This window comes from Pseudoalteromonas sp. 120-MNA-CIBAN-0494 (assembly GCF_040308885.1).
Classification (GTDB): Bacteria; Pseudomonadota; Gammaproteobacteria; order Enterobacterales; family Alteromonadaceae; genus Pseudoalteromonas; species Pseudoalteromonas nigrifaciens.
The window spans coordinates 337,817-358,353 of the sequence record NZ_JBEOOE010000001.1 but is presented as its reverse complement, the minus strand read 5'-3'; the positions used below and the strand labels follow the sequence as shown (position 1 = coordinate 358,353).

Here is a 20,537-nt window from a genome sequence, read left to right as displayed (position 1 = left end):
CAGTAGTGAAACGAAACAGCGCCGATGATAGTGTAGCATTTGCTATGTGAAAGTAGGACATTGCCAGGCTCCAAATTTAGTCGAGAGACTTTAAATTGAATAAATTATAAAAATAAAAAAATTGAAACGAATTTGCTTGGTAACAATAGCGTTTTGGACCCACCTGACCCCATGCCGAACTCAGTAGTGAAACGAAACAGCGCCGATGATAGTGTAGCATTTGCTATGTGAAAGTAGGACATTGCCAGGATTTAAATTAAAGAAACCCGTTACAGCAATGTAACGGGTTTTTTGCTTTTTAGAATTTATAAAGTAAGCACAAGCTATTTAAAAAGTGAAAGCGTACTTAATGCTTGCATGCTAAAATTCTGCTTTATATAACCGTGTAATTGAGGTTTCTATTGCCTACTACTGATTATCAACAAGTATTGAATGACATAACCCAAGAGGTAGCTCCCTTATTATCACAAGGTAAAGTGGCCGATTATATTCCGGCGTTGGCAGAGGTTGATCCCGAACAATTTTCTATTGCTATTTACACTACCTCAGGCGAAACATTTTGTGCGGGTGATTGTACGCAACAATTCACTATTCAATCTGTATCAAAAGTAATGACATTAACGCTAGCATTACAACGTTATGGTGATGAACTATGGCATCGCGTGGGAAAAGAGCCATCAGGAACTGCATTTAATTCGCTTACTCAGTTGGAATTTGAAAAAGGCATACCTCGTAACCCATTTATTAATGCAGGTGCGATTGTAACCTGCGATGCTTTATATAGTCGCTTATCGGCTCCGATGCATACTATGCTTGAAACATTTCGGGCTTTATCGGGGAATAGGTGTATAGCAATAGATAAAAAAGTAGCAAACTCAGAATATGAGTTTAGGCATAGAAATGCGGCTATGGGGCATTTAATGAAGTCATTTGGTAACTTTGAAAACGAAGTAGATGACGTGCTTTGGGCTTACTTTAACTTTTGTGCAATTGAACTAAATTGTATTGAGCTGGCAAAAGCGTATAACTTTTTAGCTAATAATGGGATTGATAATACCTCAGGTAAACGGGTGTTACCGAGCCGTCAAACTAAGCAGCTTAACTCTTTACTCTTTACCAGTGGTTTATATGATGCAGCAGGTGATTTTGGTTATAGGGTAGGTATGCCGGGGAAATCTGGGGTGTCTGGTACGGTTTTAGCTGTATTGCCTAATAAATTTACGGTTGCGGTATGGTCACCAGGGTTAAACTCTTTTGGCAACTCGGTGGCGGGGATAGCAGCATTAGAGCTGCTATCTAAAAAACTCGATATTTCAATATTTTAAGGAGTTATAGCTCCTTAAAATATTATTTATCCCAGTAGACTAGTTCGAGGCAATCTTCGCGCTCTGGTAAACCACGAGATAAGCGAGGAGAGTGCTGCACTAATACTTCAAAGCTTGCTCTATTAGCGTATTTACTTATTTGTGACAATGACGAATAGGTAATTGCTTTTTGCTGGTGTTTTGCTGAGTTACTGACGTTTATTTTATGATAAACATTGGCAGATAAATCATGTAAAACAGCTGCTAATGCACAATCACCAGCACCATTGGTGTTTTTGATTGAATCAGGGCCACCCATAAATGGGGCTGTGTGGCTATAGGCTCTAATTGGATCATCGCAGTCAGCTTTGCGCATAGCACGTGAAAACTCATAACGATTAAAATCTGGGATTGCACCAGGTAATAATGTGTACTCAGTTTCGCGTTTTAATTGCTCGTCAACGTAACCTGCCATGAATAAGCCTTTTTCGCCAGCAGTACAAATTACCAAGTCGACCCAATCAAGCGCTTTATCAGCAGCTAGAAGGGGATCTTCAAAACCAGTAATTGCCAAGCCTTCCTCTTCGTTCATTGCAAGAATATCAACATGTTTTTCAACAAAGTTAGCCCACCAGCTTGGATCTTGTTCAATTAAGAATTTAGTTCCAAGTGTAAGTACCACTGGCACACCAGCATCATTAGCGTATTTAACCGCTTGTATAGTGGCTTCTGTCATGGTTTCTGCACCTTGAGTGCGCATTAAATAAGCACTGATCACCAACGCAGATGAATTTTCAATAAGGCTTTTATCGATTGATTCAGGGCGTAAGTGGTTCATTAACCCTGCACTGATAGCAAAGGTGCGCTCACCAGTTTCATCAATAAGTGTAAAGCAGCGACCAATTGGTCCATCTACTGGCTGTAAGTAATCTAAATCTACGCGGCTTGAGGTATTACATAAAAAGCGATAAGCATAACTGCCTATATTTATGTTTTCACTCATTACGCCCAATAGCACAGATCTGTCATCAGCAAGTACTGAATAGTTGTGCATAGTATTACCAACGGTTCCGCCAGCATACTCGTAGTCAACCATTTCATGTAACTTTAAACGCTCATATAAGGCGTTGGTGACGTCACTATCTATAACTTGTGACATGCCTCGTTGCAGCTTAAATTCATCAAGGAAAGCTTGATCGACCTTGGCTTCGATATCGACAACAATCTGATCGATTCCGGTAATATAGCTACGGTGTAATCTTTCTGTGGCGTTAAGTTGATTAGTTAGTGGATCTTTGGCTTCCACTGGAAAATAATGTTTATGCCTGCGACGTCCAGGAAATTTCATTTGCTACCCGTATTGTGAGCTAAATAAAAAAAGCGTGAGATTATAGCGCGAATCCCCCCTTAGGAGCCACGATAAACCGTTTTAATTTGTTTTATTTTTGCAATAAATGCCGTAATTACGCACTTTAATTAGCTAACTTGATATAATCCATGCATAAAAAATAATTAAAGTAGCTTCAATGAACGAACGATTTGATGACAACTATTGGATGCAACAAGCGTTAACGTACGCAAAGCAAGCAGAACAACTAGATGAGATCCCTGTTGGTGCCATTCTTGTTAAAGACAATCAGCTTGTTGCTGCAGGGTATAACCGTTCTATTACTGATAATGACCCATCAGCTCATGCTGAAATGATAGCTGTACGTAAAGGCGGTAAAGCACTTAATAATTATCGTTTAATTGATTGCACGCTTTATGTGACCTTAGAGCCATGCTCTATGTGCGCGGGGTTATTAGTGCACAGTAGAATTAAGCGTTTAGTGTTTGGTGCTGCCGATGCTAAAACAGGATCTGCTGGCTCGATTATGAATTTGTTGCAAGAGCCTAAGCTAAATCATCAGGTGGAGGTATTAGGTGGTGTACTAGAGGGGCAGTGCGCTACTATTGTATCTGACTTTTTTAAGCGCAGAAGAGCGCAAATTAAGGCAGCCAAAAAGGCTGCTCGTAATAGCAATGAACTTTAACTTGCTGCCATTAAAGCATCTAGCTCTGCCATTTTTTGCATTGCAAACATGCGGCGGCGCCAAATTATTTTTTTATGTAAATTACGCAGCATAACGCGGCGTCGAGTTGCTGTTGAGTTAATTGTTTTTCGTTTGAATCTTTGCGTGCGTTTACGTTTTAGCATGTTTTCTCCTAATGCAATAATGAGAAATGCACAAATTATATCCAAATTACTCAGATGTTTATCATTAATTAATGTGAATATATAATTAACACACATTATTGAACATTTGATGACAAGTAAACAGTTTTTTAATTACCCAGGGCGTATTTATTAGAGTAATGAATTAGTTGTTATTATTATCGTTTGTCAGTTTACTATTTTGCTTCAACCTCATCCCCAATTTTAGGGGCAACTACAGGTGCTTCTGGTTTTTCTTCTATTGCGTTATTTTCATCAAGCCAAACTAGGGCATCGTAATAACGGCGAATATTATCAACATAGCTCACCGCAACATCACCACGAGAATAGCCATAACGCGTTTTTCGGTAGTAACGTTTTTTAATTAGTAATGGTAAGCGCTTTTTAACATCGGCCCACTTATCAGGGCTTGCGCCTTGTTGTTTAGTAATAATTCGTGCGTCGTTTACATGTCCCCAGCCTACATTATACGCAGCAAGTGCGAGCCAGGTTCTGTCTGGTTGTGGAATACGATCAGGGATACGTTTAATTAGTTTACTTAAGTATTTTGCGCCACCGCGAATATTTTGCTCTGGCTCTAACCTATTAGTAACCCCAACTTGCTTAGCAGTATTACGGGTTAGCATCATAATTCCTCGCACCCCAGTTGGTGATTTTGCTCGCGGGTTCCACATAGATTCCTGATAGCTTAATGCTGCGAGTAAACGCCAATCAAGTGTTCCTGCATATTGTTCAAACCATGGTTGGTATTTAGGCAGTGTTTCTTTTATTGCTTCAATATAGGCAAGTGTATTTACGTAGTTAAATTGACGAACGTGACCAAAGTATTTTTCTTCAAGTACATAAAGTTGATTATTTTGTTTTGCTTCACCAAAAAAAGGGACTAATAAAGCATAAAGCGAATCGTCATTTGATTTACGCAGCATCCACGCGATCGGGTCGTTATGCGTAATTGAAAAACCAATACTTAAATTAGGGTGATAACGACGAAATAACGATAACGTATGGGTGTCGGCTAAAGTGTAATCTATTTCGCCATCAATAACGGCTTGTAGTAACTCTTCTTCGTCAAATTCTTCGGTTTCGCTCCAGTTAAGTTCTGGGTTGCTTTTTTTTACTTTTTGTAAAGTAAGTGAGTGACTACTTTTAGCTATAACCATGAGATTACCAGTTAAATCATCATAGTCGCGTGGTCGCTCTATACCTTGTTTATACACCAGTTTTTGACTAATGGTTCGGTAGGTAGGGCCAAAACGATATTGTTGTGCACGTGTTTTATTATAGGTAAGGCCTGAGGCAATTAAATCGAGATCACCGCTTTGCAGGCGTGCAAACATGTCTGATAAATTAAAAAATGGGACTATTTCAAGCTCTACACCTAAATAGTCTGCAAAGGCCTGAGAAAGCTCGTATTCAAAGCCTTGCTCACCTTGTACTGCCTGATAATAGTTACTGGCACTGGCTAATGTACCCACTCTAATTTTGTTTTGCGCTTTTATTTGGGCAAGTTGAGTCGACTGCTCTTGTATATCGCATGCACACAACAGCATAACTAAAGTAATAATTATGATTAGTTTTTCTTTCAACATTGTTTGCCTCTTTAACGCCCTAATCCCCGTTATAACAAAACTTAGCCATTACGTCACTTAGCGTTTAGTTTTATTCGTTTCGAGTGGCTGTAAATAAAGAAAAAAAGTTAATTTTATGAAAAGCGAAATTATGAGTTAAATCTAAGTGCTACTTAGACTATAATGTTGCCCTAAAATATCGTTCAATCCCTAACCCCGGATGAAATTATCTATGTTGATCCTTCGTGGTGCACCAGCACTTTCAGAGTTCAGAGTTAATAAAATTTTAGCGCGTTGCCAACAATCGCAACTTCCTGTCACCAACGTATATGCTGAATATGCGCACTTTGCCGACTTAACATCGCCATTGAGTAGCGCTGAGCAAACCAAGCTTGAAAAACTATTAACCTACGGTCCAACTATTGCTGAGCATACCCCAGCAGGTAAACTTGTATTAGTAACACCTCGCCCTGGCACTATTTCGCCTTGGGCTTCTAAAGCAACCGACATAGCCCATAACTGTGGCTTAAAGCAGGTTCATCGTGTTGAACGCGGTATTGCTTATTATGTTGAAGGTGAGCTAAACGCAGAGCAACTTTTACAAGTAACGGCGTTATTACATGACCGTATGACCGAAGCAACCCATAGCCAGTTTGAGGATGCTGCGCAACTATTTCGCAGTGATGCACCGCGTCAAATGTCATCTGTAGACATTTTAAGTGGTGGGCGAGAAGCGCTTGCAATTGCTAACGTTGAACAAGGTTTTGCCCTTGCAGATGACGAAATAGATTACCTAGTAGAAAACTTTATAAAGTTAGGCCGTAATCCTAACGATATCGAATTGTTTATGTTTGCCCAAGCAAACTCAGAGCATTGTCGTCATAAAATATTTAATGCTGACTGGACAATCGATGGTGAAGAGCAGCCAAAGTCGCTGTTCAAGATGATTAAAAATACTTTTGAGAAAAACCCTGAAAATGTATTGTCGGCATATAAAGACAACGCTGCGGTAATGAAAGGCTCAAAAGCGGGGCGCTTCTTCCCCAATGCGCAAGGTGAATATGCGTATCATCAAGAAGACATCGAAATACTAATGAAAGTTGAAACTCATAATCACCCAACCGCCATAGCGCCATTTTCAGGTGCTGCTACAGGCTCAGGTGGTGAAATACGTGATGAAGGTGCTACTGGCCGTGGTTCTAAGCCTAAAGCTGGTTTAGTTGGCTTTACTGTTTCTAACTTACGTATTCCTGGTTACGAGCAACCGTGGGAAAGTGATTTTGGTAAACCTGGGCGTATTGTTACCGCTTTGGATATTATGACTGAAGGGCCGCTTGGCGGCGCTGCATTTAATAATGAGTTTGGCCGTCCTAATTTGTTAGGTTACTTTCGTACCTATGAAGAGCAAGTGACAAGCCATAATGGCCTTGAGGTACGTGGTTACCACAAACCAATTATGCTTGCCGGTGGTTTAGGTAATATTCGCACAGACCATGTACAAAAAGGTGAAATTCCTGTTGGTGCTAAGCTCATTGCTTTAGGTGGCCCAGCAATGAACATAGGTTTAGGTGGCGGTGCAGCATCAAGCATGGCGTCTGGGCAATCAAATGAAGATTTAGATTTTGCTTCAGTACAACGCGAAAACCCAGAAATGGAACGTCGTTGCCAAGAAGTTATCGACAAATGTTGGCAGCTAGGTGATGAAAACCCAATTGCGTTTATTCACGATGTGGGCGCCGGTGGTTTATCAAACGCATTTCCTGAACTAGTAAATGACGGTGGCCGTGGTGGTAAGTTTCAACTACGCGATATTCCAAATGATGAGCCAGGTATGGCACCACACGAAATTTGGTGTAACGAATCGCAAGAGCGTTATGTACTTGCCGTAGGTGTTGAAGATTTTGACCGTTTTGAAGCTATTTGTAAGCGCGAACGAGCACAGTACGCGGTAATAGGCGAAGCGACTGCTGAGCCACACCTAACGGTTGCCGATAGCCACTTTGATAATAACCCTGTTGATTTACCACTAGACGTATTATTAGGTAAAGCACCTAAAATGCATCGCGATGTAACCTCAAAGCAGGTTGTAGGTAAAGCACTTGATGTTACAAATATTAATGTAGCAGATGCGGCGCAGCGTTTATTGCGCTTACCAACCATTGCAGAAAAAACCTTCCTTATTACAATTGGCGATCGCTCGGTAACAGGCTTAGTAGCGCGCGACCAAATGGTTGGCCCTTGGCAAGTGCCTGTGGCTAACTGTGCTGTAACTGCTGCTACATACGATACTTACCATGGTGAAGCTATGTCGTTGGGCGAGCGCACTCCTGCAGCGCTATTAAATTACGCTGCATCGGCGCGTTTAGCTGTGGCAGAGTCGTTAACAAATATTGCCTGTGCAAATATTGGTAGCCTTGAAAATATTAAGCTTTCGGCTAACTGGATGGCAGCAGCGGGTCACCCTGGTGAAGATGCTGGTTTATATGAAGCAGTAAAAGCCATAGGTGAAGAACTTTGCCCAGCGCTTGGTTTAACAATTCCAGTAGGTAAAGATTCTATGTCGATGAAAACGACATGGAAAGATGAAGGTGATTCACAAGAGAAATCAGTAACATCACCGCTATCGTTAATTATCACTGCCTTTGGCCGTGTTGACGATGTACGTAAAACAGTGACACCGCAGCTACGTACCGACAAAGGCGAAACATCACTTATTTTAGTTGACTTAGGTGCGGGTAAAAACCGCATGGGCGCATCAAGCTTAGCGCAGGTTTATAAGCAATTAGGTGATATAACGCCTGATGTTGATAGCCCAGAGTTATTAAAAGGCTTTTATAACGCCATGCAAGTATTGGTAGCTGATAGTAAGTTACTTGCTTATCATGACCGTTCAGACGGTGGTTTATTTACCACAGTTGCCGAAATGGCATTTGCTGGCCACACAGGTGTAACTATTGATATTAATGGCTTAACAGGCAACGACATTGAAGCGCTTTACAACGAAGAGCTTGGCGCTGTTATTCAAGTGGCTAATAGTGATTTAGATGCAGTTAATGCGGTACTTAAAGATCATGGCTTAGCGACAATCAGCCATATTATAGGCACGCTTAATAGCGACGATGCGATTGTATTTAACCGTGGTAAAAATACCGTGCTGAGTAACACGCGTACAGAGCTGCGTACTATGTGGGCAGAAACAACGTATCAAATGCAGGCGCGTCGCGATAACCCTGAGTGCGCTAAGCAAGAGTTTGATGCCAAATTTGATGTTAAAGATCCTGGCTTAAACGTTAAGTTAAACTTTGACTTAAACGAAGATATAGCAGCACCGTATATTGCAACGGGCGCTAAACCACCAATGGCTATTTTACGTGAGCAAGGAGTTAACTCTCATCTAGAAATGGCTGCCGCATTTAATCGTGCTGGTTTTGCTGCCATTGATGTACACATGAGCGATATTCTAGAAGGGCGTTTATCGCTTGAGCAGTTTAAAGGCTTAGTGGCATGTGGTGGTTTCTCTTACGGTGACGTATTAGGTGCAGGCGAAGGTTGGGCTAAGTCGATATTGTTTAACGACATGGCGCGTGAACAGTTCCAAAGCTTTTTCCACCGTGAAGATACCTTTAGTTTAGGTGTGTGTAACGGTTGCCAAATGTTATCTACTTTAAAAGAGTTGATCCCAGGTACTGAGCATTGGCCACGTTTTGTAACGAATAAGTCAGAGCGTTTTGAAGCACGTTTTAGCTTAGTAGAAATACAAGAAAATCCATCGGTATTCTTTAATGGTATGGCTGGTTCGCGTATGCCAATTGCAGTATCGCACGGTGAAGGTCATGCTGAATTTGCAAACGATAACGCAGTTAAAGCAGCATTAGACTCGGGTACTGTAGCGGTTAAGTTTGTAGATAACTACGGTAATCCTACAACGCAATACCCAGCAAACCCAAATGGCTCGCCAGAAGGGATTACAGGTATTACCTCTACCGATGGACGTGCAACAGTAATGATGCCGCATCCTGAGCGCGTATTCCGTGCTGTTGCCAACTCTTGGCACCCAGATGAGTGGCGAGAAGATAGCCCGTGGATGCGTATGTTCCGCAACGCGCGTAAAAATGTAGGTTAATAACCTAACTGCTCAATTTAGGTTCATTTAAGTTGAGTATAATAAAAAGGCTGCCTTGTGCAGCCTTTTTTGTTTATGATTACCTAGAACCTAGAACCTAGAACCTAGAACCTAGAACCTAGAACCTAGAACCTAGAACCTAGAACCTAGAACCTAGAACCTAGCACTAATATTAAGGATAATATGTTTAAGCGTGTGAGTTTAATTATTAGCAGTTTATTACTAAGCATAATTTTGCTTGGTTATATATTTCGTTTGCCATTAGTCCAGTGGGCTATAACACCGCAATTAGAAAAAGCGGGTATTACACTCAGTTGCTTAGATTTTTCGGTTACAGCTCAATTAAATGTTCATGCCGACAAAGTATGCTTAACTTATCAAAATCAACAATTAGAGCTAATCGATATTACTGTAAATACAAAGCAAGTGATTGTTGAGCATGCAGTATTAAGTATAAATCCACTTCCCAAAAGTAATCAAAGTAGCTCCGCGGCAAAAAAACTTGCTCTCGCGCTGCCAGAAAAACGTCCATTAATTGCTATAAAACAGCTGGTAATAAAGAGTAATGACTTTAACAAGCCACTAAAAATAAATTTAGCAGAGCCGATTTTAAATCAATTTAATATAACAGGCGATATAAACGCTAAAGCAATTTTAGCTAATAATAAACTAACAGGGCAGTTTTCTGTTGATGACTATCTGTTAAAGCAGCTTATAAATACCGAAAATACAGCCGTTGCAGGTATTAGCTTTAGTACTCAGCAAGTATTTAGCTTTGATGGTATTGAACTGCAGTTAAATGGCGATGTAAACGCACAGTTTGAATATGCTATGGAGCAGTGCCGGCTTGAAGCATTGGCTAATGGTAGGTTAATTATTGGTTTTAATTTAAATAGTAAATTAGTTGAGCTAGATTCGAGTTTGTTAAACAATAAATTAAATTTAACGCCTACGTGTAGCTCACTCGTTCCGCCGAGTGATTATGCTGATTTTATAGCTGAGCAAACCCCTTTAAATTGGCAGATTAAACTTCCTAAAGTGATTAGTATTACTAATAACCACCTTACTTTGCCAATGCTAAATATAATTAGCGAAGGAGATAATCAATTTGAAATAACTCTAATGGAGTCAGAGCTTAATTTTACCAACCTTTGGGCGGATTTTAAAAGCATGTTAGCGGTTAGTATAAGTACGCCAGATATTAAAAACATTGAGCTTAATGCAGAATTTAAAAATAACACACTTAAAGGTAATTATACTGTTGCGCTTAATTCACTTCCCGATTTTATTGCCAGTACTAGTAGTAATAAAATTAGCGCTAATAAAGTTAACGCCTCAGGGCAATTTAATTTAATAAATATAGTCGATGGAAAACCAAGTGGTAATGCTACAAGTAGATTAACAGCCGCAAAGGTTGATTTTGCACAACTGAGTGTAGAGCAATACGAAGGTCGCTTAACGGCACAGCTAGATGATGCTTTAAACGCACAAATAACACTAAAAACCCTATTTAAAACGTTAAAATATAACGAATTTAAATTAACAGATATAAGCAATACCATAACTGCTAAAGCAAATTTAAGTCATGGTGAATTATTTGCAGACCTTAGTGCTAATACAGTAATAAATAAATTTAATAGCCCTGTTATAAAACTCAATAATATAAAAGTTGCTTCTACAGGATTGCAAAGTCGCGCTCTAAAAGCATCACATCACGTATTTGTAAACGATATTGAATTAGCGGTAAACCATCATATATCGGCAGTGGAACATCCATTTGAAATAGTAGTACCTACACAAAGTATAGTGTTATTAAATACCTTTATTCATCAGCTTGAGCCATTAGCGCAGCTTACACAGGGAACGTTTAATGGCCGAATCAGCGGGGATGTGAATTTACAACATGCCTCGTTTGCAATGGAGTTAAACAACGTAAGTGCGCTTTATAACGATTACCTTGCTAGCGATTTAAGTAGCCAATTTGTTGGCGAATATAATTCAGGGCAGCTTAATGTAAAACCCACTACCTTTAACTTAAATGAACTAAGGGCTGGTGTTGTTATTAAAAACATTAAAGGGAACTGGCAGGTTAAAAACAATAATGCGCGTATGTTTGACATTGCAGGAGCGTTATTTGATGGTGAGTTTAGCCTTGATAAATACTCACTTAATGACCTGCAGCAAGTTGCTAATGTTAAATTTAAAAACATTGATGCCAGTAAACTTATTACACTTGATGAACAGTCGGGGATTACGCTTTCAGGGCGTTTTGCCGGCACTTTGCCAGTGCACTTTAATAACACGGGTATTGAGGTAGTAAATGGCAGTTTAAGTAATCAAGGAACGGGTAAGTTAATGATTACTAATAACGCCGCATTTGATTCAGTTATGCAGCAGCAACAAGAGTTACAGCCTGTATTGGGATTACTTAAAAATCTTGATATACAAAAGCTTAATAGCAGTGTGGCACTTAAAAGTGATGGTTGGCTAAAGCTTGGCGTAAATTTGCAAGGTTATAATAAGCAAGCAGAGCAGCAAGTTAACTTTAATTATAATCATGAAGAAAATATATTTACTTTATTACGTGCATTGCGCTTAAGTGATGAAATTACACAAAAAGTTGAGCAACAATACTCACAAAAAGGAAACTAATGATGAAACAGTCGTTAAGCATAAAAGTACTTATTGTATTTGCAGCAATAAGTGCCCTTGGTGCGTGTACGCACCGAGTAGAGGTAGCTGCTAAAGAGCCTATTACAATTAATTTAAATGTGAAGGTTGATCACGAAATTCGTGTAAAAGTAGATAAAGAACTCGATAATTTATTTAGTGACGACAGTGAGTTATTTTAAGGAGCTAGGATATGAAAGTTAACAACAAATTAAGCATAATTACATTAGTTAGTGCTGTATGTATGTCTTTTTCGGCATGGGCTATTAGTTTAGATGATGCTAAAAGCCAAGGTTTAGTAGGCGAAGATAGCTCAGGCTATTTGGGCTTAGTGGTACAAAATGCAGAGGCTAAAGTGGTCGTTGATACCATTAATGCTAAGCGTAAAGCACAGTATTTAAAATTAGCGCAAAAAAATAACTTGTCACTGTCGCAAGTAGAGGCGTTAGCGGCGGCAAAAACAATCGAAAAAACCCAAAGAGGTCATTTTGTTGAAGTAAATGGTAATTGGGTTAAAAAATAACGAGTTATTTACTGTTATATGCTATTTACTGTTATATATAACCGAGCGCTTTAAGCGCTCGGTTTTTTACACCCTTCGAGTAACTGTTGCCAAAAATCGATACCCTTGCGCCTTGCTAAATTTATATTATGCTCAGGTATAGATTCGGGTTCGTTATAACTCTCAAGTGCTGCACTCATACTTGCTTCGCGAATTAAATGCAAAGTAGGAAAAGGGGAGCGATTAGTATAGTTTGCCGCATCGCTTGCATCGCTATCGGCAAATACATAATCGGGATGAAAATTAGCAATTTGATACTTACCTTCAAAACCTTGGGCTACTAACAGCGCGTTGGCTAAGTCAACCAAGTCTAAAAAGTCTTCAAAGTCGCAAAAGCCGTTATCAAACATAATAAGTGTGGTTTCGCGTGCAGCCTCTCGGTCAAGCTCAATACATTGCTCAAGCATGTCCATTACTGCATCGTCTATGCTGCTTGCAGGGCTTACAAAATAATGAATACAGTTATTTTCTACTTCTTTGCGGGCAAAGGGACAAAAGTTATATTTTACAATAACATTTGAAACCCATTCGCGGGTTTGGCTTATGGCTATGTTGGTCACGGTTTTGGCTCTAAATATTGATTAATAATGTTAAGTGTTTTTTGTATAGCACCTTGGTTATTGCCCACGCATTGCGCTGCTTTTTTACCTAAAGTTTGGCATGCTTTGCTGTTTTGATTTAATGCTATAAGTTGTTGTGTTAGCTCATCAGCATTATCAACCACAATAGCGCCTTTGAGCTTTATAAGCTCAGGGTAAATATGATCAAAGTTATAGGTATGCACCCCGCTGATAACGCCCACTGAAAATGCAGCTGATTCAAGAGGATTATGGCCACCGCGACGAATTAAACTACCGCCAATAAAACTCACATTAGCAGCGCCATATAAGTATTGCAGCTCGCCAAGCGTATCTGCTAACAAGACGTTTTCGTTATTATAATTATTATTGCTGCGACGACTAAAACTCAGTGTACTTTGCGTTAGTAAATCTGCAACCTTATTGAACTGTTCAGGATGGCGCGGCGCTATTATGAGTAACGCATTGGGTTGTTTTTCTAATAGATTTTTATGAGCGCTAATTACCTGCTCATGCTCGATAGGGTGAGTGGAGCCTGCAACCCATATAAAGCGCTGCTCTAAATTATAAAGCTGTTTGAGTGCAGTTACCTTAGTTAGTTGCTCTTGGGTAGGTGTAATATCAAATTTTATTGAACCTGTAACTTTGCTTTTATGTGGCTCAAGGCCAAGCTCTATAAAGCGTTTGGCGTCAGTTTTATTATGACTGGCCAATACAGTGATAGAGCGCATAATAATATGTGTTAGCTTAGCTACTTTTTGATAACCCTGTTGCGATTTTTCAGACAAGCGAGCGTTTAAAACAAGTACCGGAATATTTCTATTGCGACTACTTGCCATAAGGTTGGGCCACAGTTCAGTTTCTAAAATACACAGGGCTTGTGGCTTTACTCGTTTTAAAAATTGGGCGGTTGCAAATGGAAAGTCCATAGGTAAGTAGCAGCAGGCTACCGTGTTTTTAAATTGCGTAATGATTTGCTCACGACCAGTAGGGGTGTTGCACGTTATAAGTATATTTAATTTAGGGTGCGCTTTTTGTACTGCTTTGATCAGGGGGGTAGCGGCGAGTACCTCACCTACAGATGCACAATGCACTAGCAGCGGCTTATTGTTATTGGCAAATAAAGACTTGTCCACAAAACCAAAGCGCTGTTTAAAGTGCGCTCTATAACCTGGGTTTTTTTTACCGCGTAATACATATAAATAAAATACGATTAGTGGGCTAATAATCATTAATGCGAGTGAATAAAAAATGCGTGCCATACTAAGCTTTTATAAGGGTAAGTCGTCTTAGTTTAACGTGAAAATGATCAATTCTAAACACAGAAAAGATAAAATATGGTTTGTGTTCAGCTGCTACCCGATAAAATAATAATAACGCTATTCAAGTTAGCTCAAAATACCTCTTTCAGTAATATGTATATTGAGGTGATTTGGGTATAGATTTATGGAATAATGAAATTAATTTTTCCTGCCATTTCAATTCCTAGAGGAATTTACCATGTCAATTATCGATTCAGTAGCAACGAGTTACCTTGAGAGTTTAAATCGTCATTTAGCATTATTTGAAACGATGGAGGCTTATCATCAAGAGTCTATGCAATTGTTAGAAGTGTGCCATAGTGCATTACAAGCAGGCGGTAAGGTTGTTTGGCTTGGTAACGGTGGTAGTGCAGCCGATGCACAGCATTTAGCGGCAGAATTTGTAGTGCGTTATAAATTAGAGCGTGGTCCACTTGCATCTATGGCACTTACAACCGATACGTCAATTTTAACTGCGCACAGTAACGACTATCATTTTGACACTGTGTTTGAACGCCAAGTACAAGCCTTATGTAAACCAGAAGATTTAGTTATAGGGTTAACCACATCAGGTACAAGCGCCAATATTAATCTAGCGTTAGCAGCAGCGAATAAAATAGGGGCCTTTACCGTAGCATTAACGGGGCGTGATGGCGGTGAAGTTAAAAATATTGCCAAATTACCTATTATTATTAAAAACGATGAAACAGCGCGAATTCAAGAAGCACACATGTTTATTGGCCATTGGTTATGTGAAGCTATTGATATGGTAGTTGCGGAGCAGCAGTAATGGATTTATCGCTATTAAAAAATTTATCTGCTGCGCGTATTTTGGTGGTTGGCGATGTAATGCTTGACCGTTATTGGTATGGTGATTCAGGGCGTATTTCCCCAGAAGCTCCGGTGCCGGTAGTTAAAGTAAGTAAATTAGAAGACAAAGCCGGTGGCGCAGCAAACGTGGCTAAAAATATAGCCCGATTAGATGGTAAAGTAGGCCTACTTGGCTTAATAGGCGAAGATGAAGGTGGACAGATACTAGAAGGCATTTTAGAAGGTGAAAAAATAAATTCACAGTTAGTAAGTGTATGCGACTTACCGACAATTTCTAAAATGCGAGTGATTAGCCGTCATCAGCAAGTTGTACGGTTAGATCTAGAAGAGACGTTTACAGAGCAACACAGCCAGCTGTTATTAAACCGTTTAGAGCTAGTACTTGATGAGTACGATTTTATTGTGTTTTCTGATTACAATAAAGGTTCATTGAGCCTGATTGAAAACATGATAAGCCTAGCTAAAAAAGCAGGGAAAACGGTACTCGTTGATCCTAAATCGTCTGATTTACACTTATATAGAGGTGCAGACTACATTACACCAAATTTAAATGAGTTTAAATTAGCGGGTGGGCAAACAGACTCAGAAGAGAGTTTGGCAACAAGTGCGCGTAAACTCATAAGTGACGCAGGCATAAAAGCAATGTTGCTAACGCGTTCAGAGCAAGGAATGTCGTTAATTAGTGCGACTGAAAAATATGATTTTGCCGCGCAAGAGCTTGAAGTCAGTGATGTAACCGGCGCAGGCGATACAGTTATAGCAACTCTAGCCGTGATGCTAGGGGCGGGAATGACACCTAAAAATGCGGTGGAAATTGCTAACTTAGCAGCGGGCATTGCGGTGAGTAAATTAGGTGCGGCCACAGTGTCGCCAGAAGAACTTAGTCGTAAGCTGGGGCAATATTTACATGCCACAGGTGAGCATTATCAAACTCCGTTTGATGATGTGCTGCAGCATATAGAGTTTGCAAAACAAAATGGCGAAACAATTGTATTTACCAATGGCTGCTTTGATATTTTGCACGCTGGGCACGTACGCTATTTAGCACAAGCAAAAGCGCGTGGCGATAGATTAGTCGTGGGGCTAAATAACGATGAGTCTATATCACGATTAAAAGGCGCTGATAGGCCAATTAATCCGTTGGATGAAAGAGCTATGGTATTAAGTGCGCTTTCTTCTGTTGATTGGGTTATTCCATTTGGCAGTGCAGATGAAAATGATACACCCGCTAAATTAATCGAGCAAATTAGCCCGGATATCTTAGTTAAAGGCGGCGACTACACGGTTGAACAAATAGCCGGTGCTGAGCATGTGCTACTTCACGGCGGAAAAGTTGAGGTGCTTGAATTTTTAGATGGTTGTTCAACGTCAAAAGTGATTAGTAAGATTAAGCAGTAATTACGACGGTTATTAATGAATTAAAAAAGGGATGAAAACAGTGTTTTCATCCCTTTTTATTTGCACTTATTATCCTAGTTTAGGATAGCCAAAAATCCCGAATTTAAAAGTTATATTCATATTTAGCAAATGCAGATGTGTCGTTCTCTGCTGCATCGTTATTTGATGCAAAAGCGCCTAGCGTTAAGCGCCCACCCATAGCAAGTTGCCTGTAACGTATTTCAAGCTGTTTACTGTTATAAGCTGTTTTAGTAATGGTATTACCTAAATCAGGGTTATTAGGGTAACGATCGCGGTTATCATTGTTGTAATCAACATCGCGTAATTTAACTTGCCAATCATCTCCATTTGAAAGCTGGCCTAGCACAGTTAGTACTAGTGATTGCGCGTCATTATCAAATGTTGAACCTATGGTACGGCCATGGTAGCGGTAACCCGATTTGTAATCTGAATGCTCGTAATAGCAGTTTTCACTGCTTGATTCAGCAGAGCATGTTACGCCCGTATCTATGTACTCTACATTTACTAATACGTTTTGATCATAAATACGATGAGTAGTTTGTACACCAAATAAATAGGCTCTGTCGACAGGTTTAAACTTTGAGCTGGCATCTTCACCAATGGTACTTGCATAAATTGCGTACGGTTGGCTAAATAAAGTGTCAGACCAGCGAATATCTATACCCGCAAGTTGATTACCAATCTTAGATTTTAATTCATCATCACAAGTAGTAGTGCCATCTATACAAGCTGCTTCACCTGTCACTATATCAATAAAGTCACTCGCTGAACTTGGTTGGCCATCGCCAGCCCATTGCGCTGACCAGCTCAGTGCAATTTCTAATTGCTGTAATGGCCTGAAATTAACGCGAGTACTCCACAGTAAAGCATCAGGAATTACACGAGTAGACTCTAGCTGAGCCATTTGCGCGGTAAATCCCCATTGGCCTAGCCAGCTTAGCCAAGGCGTTTCAAAAGCAGTGCTTTGCTCACGAGTCACGCTCATTGCAGGCAATGGTTTAGCGTTGCCCGACATTATTAAACTATTATCAACCCCCGGGCCCCAAAACTGCTCTATGGCACCGGCTCTAAAAATCCAGTTACCTAAACGGTAGGCTATATAACTGCCATCAAAGGAGGTGTCATTACAGTCAGTAAGTGCTTGCTCATCTAGCACTATATCGTCTGCAGTTTTCCCCGCTACAAAACATTTTTTGCCATCATTGCGATAATTAACCGCTACTTTAGCGGCAAAACTGTCGCCTAAATAGGCGTAGGCAGCAGATGCTTCTGACTCTTGGGTATTAGTTGCGCCAAAACTGGTGGCGACAATAGTATCTGAACTTGCAAAAGCAGACAGCTGTACACTGTGAGCCCCTGTGTTTTCTGACTTATAACGATGTTTTACCCGTAATAAAGCATCTTGCAAATTTGGCGATAATTGGCCAAGTGGAGTGTTATCTACTTCACTTATAAAGCTCTTCCACATTAGAGGGTAAGTGGTTACCGGGGCTAAAATAACGCCAGCATCGGCTAAAAGTTGAATATCAGCTCTTAACCCGTAATCATCTGGTTTTACCCATGGCTCTGCGTTAACCGACGCGCTCATTGCGCAAAAAAGTGAAGACAATATAAAAATTTTGTTTCGCAAAGTTCAGATCCTTGTGATTTTAATTACCTTAAGTTTAGCAATGAAAGCATGGTATTGCAGTAACTAATCAATATTGAATAGGAGATTTAATAAATAAATGTGTAACCTTTCCTCTATCCTAAAAAGAGTGGGGTTGATATAATTAAGTTCATATTAGGAATTGAGAATGTAATGAGCAGTAAACGACTTTTATTTATACCAGTATCATCACCTGCAGGAATTGGTGAGTATATGCGCTCATTATTATTAGCCCAGACTCTAAAAGCTGAACTGGCAGATAAAGTTGATGTTCATTTTGTATTAAATAAGCATTCATCTTACGCTGAGGCATGTCCATTTGAGACGACTTTGTTAAATCACTCTGCAACCAAAGAACGTGGAAAAGTAGTGCAAGTTATAGAGAAAATAAAGCCGGATGTGGTTATTTTTGATTGTGCTGGTCGTGCTGCGCATATGAAGGCTGCAAAAAATGCTGGGGCTAAAGTGGTATTTATCTCTCAACATGCCAAAAAACGTGCAAAAGGATTAAAGTTAAATCGCGCAGGCCTTATTGACTTCCATTGGGTTGTACAACCTAATTATTGTATTGAGCCATTAAGCTGGTTAGAAAAAGCAAAGTTAGCACTGTTTCCCCTTGCATCTCCTGCTAATGTTGGTCCATTTATAGTATTTGCCACCATAGAACAAAAAAAACAGGTGTTAAATAATTTTAAATTAGAGTCACAAGGGTATTTTATTGTAAGTGCTGGCTCCGGTGGGCATGTGATTGAAGGTTCTAACTGCGCTGATGTTTATTTTCAAGCTGCTCTAAAAATAAGCCAACGCACGGGGTTGAAAGGGGTCGTTGTTTTTGGTTCTAATTACAATAAAAAACTACCAAAAACGGATCAGCTTTTGTGCTTGTCAAGTCAAGGTAATGAGGACTTTTTGGCGTTACTAAGTGAAGCTAAAATGGCTGTGCTCAGTGCAGGAGATACCTTATTACAAGCTATAGCTGTACGTACTCCTGTTGTTGCTTGTGCAATCTCAAAGGATCAACTTGCACGCTTAGAGAGCTGTGTGAAAACTCAAGTGGTTGTTAGGTCGGAACTAGAAGTAGATGCTATTGTAGCTAGAGTAGAGCAAGTAATTAATGAACCCTTATATACAAAAATAACCCAAGAATATAAGTATTTAGAAATCAAGAATAGTTTTGATGTAGTTACTGAAGGTGTAAAAGCATTATTATTGGAAGTAAATAATGAATATAGTGATAGTAATTGATTCACTGGTTGGCGGTGGTGCTGAAAAAGTAATGCTTACTTTAGCAGAGCAAATAGTGGCACTTAAACACAATGTTACTATTTTATCACTCGCTAATAGCGTTGAATACGATATTCCAAGTAACTTACAAGTTGAGAGCTTATTTACGGATAGAGCGTCGAAGGTTGACCGCTTTTGGCAGCGCAAAGCAAGTGTCGCTAAACTAGAGTCGTGGTTTGAAAAAAAGAGAAGTGAAGTTGGGTACATTGACTTAGTGCTGTCAAATTTAGATCGTAGTAATAACCTGCTTGTTCGTAGTAATGTAGAAAATGTCCATTTTGTTATACATAACTCAGTAAATGCTGAGCTAGCAAGGCAAAAAAAATTAGGGCCTCTTTCTTATTTATACCTTAAAAAAAGTAAACAAAATTTAAATGGAAAATCACTCATTTGTGTATCAAAAGGGGTTGAAAATGAAATTACCCAAGGTAACTTAATTACTCCAAGTGCGATCACTACAATTTATAACCCATTCGATTTAAAAAAAATCAATCAGCAAGCCAGTGAGCTAAACACTAACATTCCTAATGTGCCTTACCTTATTCATGTTGGGCGATTAGCCAAACAAAAACGTCATGATGTTTTATTTGCAGCGTTTGCTAGGTTAGATAAAAAGTACAAACTAGTACTGTTATGTAACAAACCGACAAAGGCATTAAAACTTGCACAGCAATATGGAATTGCAGAGCAACTGATTGTGCCAGGGTTTGAGCAAAATCCGTATAATTGGATAAAACATGCCAAAGCGCTAGTATTAAGCTCAGATTTTGAAGGCTTGCCAACGGTATTAATAGAAGCACTTGCAGTAGGTACACCAGTGGTGAGCACTAATTGTACTTTTGGTCCCAGCGAAATACTAACAGGTGCGCTAAGTAAATATTTAGTGCCAATACAGCAAAGTGAGCAGTTAGCACGTGTAATTGAACAAGTGCTGGCAGATAAGCCAAACGTTACAAATGCAGCTATTTTACAACAAGTAAACGCAGAGCAAGTGGCTGCCAAGTACTTAGCTTTAGCTAACTAGCAGCTAAAGT

Annotated in this window: 16 protein-coding genes and 1 rRNA gene; 11 read left to right on the top strand and 6 right to left on the bottom strand. The window is 39.7% G+C overall.

What is annotated here, in order from left to right; translation table 11 throughout:
• The first annotated feature begins 135 nt into the window (after nucleotides 1-135).
• Together rrf and glsB are read left to right on the top strand one after the other, a co-directional pair.
• Nucleotides 136-250: ribosomal RNA gene (rrf, locus tag AAEY55_RS01655) — 5S ribosomal RNA — on the top strand.
• Nucleotides 251-401: 151 nt separating this feature from the next.
• A complete protein-coding gene (gene glsB, locus AAEY55_RS01650; RefSeq protein ID WP_011328992.1) occupies nucleotides 402-1,325 on the top strand; it encodes a glutaminase B in 924 nt (307 codons plus the stop codon).
• Between the two features lie 22 nt (nucleotides 1,326-1,347).
• Here glsB and AAEY55_RS01645 read toward each other — a convergent pair whose 3' ends face one another.
• A complete protein-coding gene (locus AAEY55_RS01645) occupies nucleotides 1,348-2,652 on the bottom strand; it encodes an inosine/guanosine kinase (RefSeq protein ID WP_179807596.1) in 1,305 nt (434 codons plus the stop codon).
• Nucleotides 2,653-2,830: 178 nt separating this feature from the next.
• On the opposite strand from AAEY55_RS01645, the gene tadA reads away from it, so the two are divergent.
• Nucleotides 2,831-3,337 (top strand): tRNA adenosine(34) deaminase TadA, encoded by a 507-nt coding sequence (gene tadA, locus AAEY55_RS01640; protein WP_350549797.1) that lies wholly within the window; start codon nucleotides 2,831-2,833, stop codon nucleotides 3,335-3,337.
• Here the strand turns inward: tadA and AAEY55_RS01635 are convergent.
• Nucleotides 3,334-3,501: a hypothetical protein gene (locus tag AAEY55_RS01635; RefSeq protein ID WP_167376939.1), complete on the bottom strand. Its 168-nt coding sequence runs from the start codon at nucleotides 3,499-3,501 to the stop codon at nucleotides 3,334-3,336. The genes tadA and AAEY55_RS01635 overlap by 4 nt on opposite strands.
• 194 nt (nucleotides 3,502-3,695) lie before the next feature.
• Nucleotides 3,696-5,108 (bottom strand): membrane-bound lytic murein transglycosylase MltF, encoded by a 1,413-nt coding sequence (gene mltF / locus AAEY55_RS01630; protein WP_011328988.1) that lies wholly within the window; start codon nucleotides 5,106-5,108, stop codon nucleotides 3,696-3,698.
• 211 nt (nucleotides 5,109-5,319) lie between these two features.
• Here mltF and purL point away from each other — a divergent pair, with 211 nt between their 5' ends.
• The 4 genes from purL to AAEY55_RS01610 all read left to right on the top strand — a co-directional run bounded on the left by purL (nucleotide 5,320) and on the right by AAEY55_RS01610 (nucleotide 12,403).
• A complete protein-coding gene (purL, locus tag AAEY55_RS01625; protein WP_350549794.1) occupies nucleotides 5,320-9,210 on the top strand; it encodes a phosphoribosylformylglycinamidine synthase in 3,891 nt (1,296 codons plus the stop codon).
• 183 nt (nucleotides 9,211-9,393) lie between these two features.
• Entirely contained in the window at nucleotides 9,394-11,862 is a 2,469-nt protein-coding gene (locus AAEY55_RS01620) for a YdbH domain-containing protein (RefSeq protein ID WP_011328986.1), read from the top strand.
• 2 nt (nucleotides 11,863-11,864) lie between these two features.
• Nucleotides 11,865-12,062, top strand: a complete 198-nt coding sequence (locus AAEY55_RS01615; protein WP_011328985.1) for a YnbE family lipoprotein — start codon at nucleotides 11,865-11,867, stop codon at nucleotides 12,060-12,062.
• 11 nt (nucleotides 12,063-12,073) lie between these two features.
• Nucleotides 12,074-12,403 carry a YdbL family protein gene (locus AAEY55_RS01610; protein ID WP_011328984.1) on the top strand — a complete coding sequence of 110 codons (330 nt, stop codon included), beginning with the start codon at nucleotides 12,074-12,076 and terminating at the stop codon, nucleotides 12,401-12,403.
• Nucleotides 12,404-12,453: 50 nt separating this feature from the next.
• On the opposite strand, the gene AAEY55_RS01605 is transcribed toward AAEY55_RS01610, so the two are convergent.
• Nucleotides 12,454-13,002, bottom strand: coding sequence for a DUF1415 domain-containing protein (locus AAEY55_RS01605; protein ID WP_011328983.1), 549 nt, complete (start codon nucleotides 13,000-13,002; stop codon nucleotides 12,454-12,456).
• Nucleotides 12,999-14,282: a lipid IV(A) 3-deoxy-D-manno-octulosonic acid transferase gene (waaA, locus tag AAEY55_RS01600; protein ID WP_350549789.1), complete on the bottom strand. Its 1,284-nt coding sequence runs from the start codon at nucleotides 14,280-14,282 to the stop codon at nucleotides 12,999-13,001. Before waaA ends, AAEY55_RS01605 begins: the two co-directional genes overlap by 4 nt.
• Before the next feature lie 238 nt (nucleotides 14,283-14,520).
• Here waaA and AAEY55_RS01595 point away from each other — a divergent pair, with 238 nt between their 5' ends.
• A complete protein-coding gene (locus tag AAEY55_RS01595; RefSeq protein WP_011328981.1) occupies nucleotides 14,521-15,111 on the top strand; it encodes an SIS domain-containing protein in 591 nt (196 codons plus the stop codon).
• Nucleotides 15,111-16,550, top strand: coding sequence for a bifunctional D-glycero-beta-D-manno-heptose-7-phosphate kinase/D-glycero-beta-D-manno-heptose 1-phosphate adenylyltransferase HldE (gene hldE / locus AAEY55_RS01590; protein WP_350549786.1), 1,440 nt, complete (start codon nucleotides 15,111-15,113; stop codon nucleotides 16,548-16,550). Before AAEY55_RS01595 ends, hldE begins: the two co-directional genes overlap by 1 nt.
• Before the next feature lie 103 nt (nucleotides 16,551-16,653).
• On the opposite strand, the gene AAEY55_RS01585 is transcribed toward hldE, so the two are convergent.
• Nucleotides 16,654-18,159 carry a capsule assembly Wzi family protein gene (locus AAEY55_RS01585; protein ID WP_350549812.1) on the bottom strand — a complete coding sequence of 502 codons (1,506 nt, stop codon included), beginning with the start codon at nucleotides 18,157-18,159 and terminating at the stop codon, nucleotides 16,654-16,656.
• A gap of 213 nt (nucleotides 18,160-18,372) precedes the next feature.
• Between AAEY55_RS01585 and AAEY55_RS01580 the strand changes: the two genes are divergently transcribed.
• Both AAEY55_RS01580 and AAEY55_RS01575 read left to right on the top strand, forming a co-directional pair.
• Nucleotides 18,373-19,464, top strand: coding sequence for a glycosyltransferase family 1 protein (locus AAEY55_RS01580; protein ID WP_350549783.1), 1,092 nt, complete (start codon nucleotides 18,373-18,375; stop codon nucleotides 19,462-19,464).
• Nucleotides 19,442-20,527 (top strand): glycosyltransferase, encoded by a 1,086-nt coding sequence (locus tag AAEY55_RS01575; protein WP_350549780.1) that lies wholly within the window; start codon nucleotides 19,442-19,444, stop codon nucleotides 20,525-20,527. Before AAEY55_RS01580 ends, AAEY55_RS01575 begins: the two co-directional genes overlap by 23 nt.
• Nucleotides 20,528-20,537 lie beyond the last annotated feature (10 nt).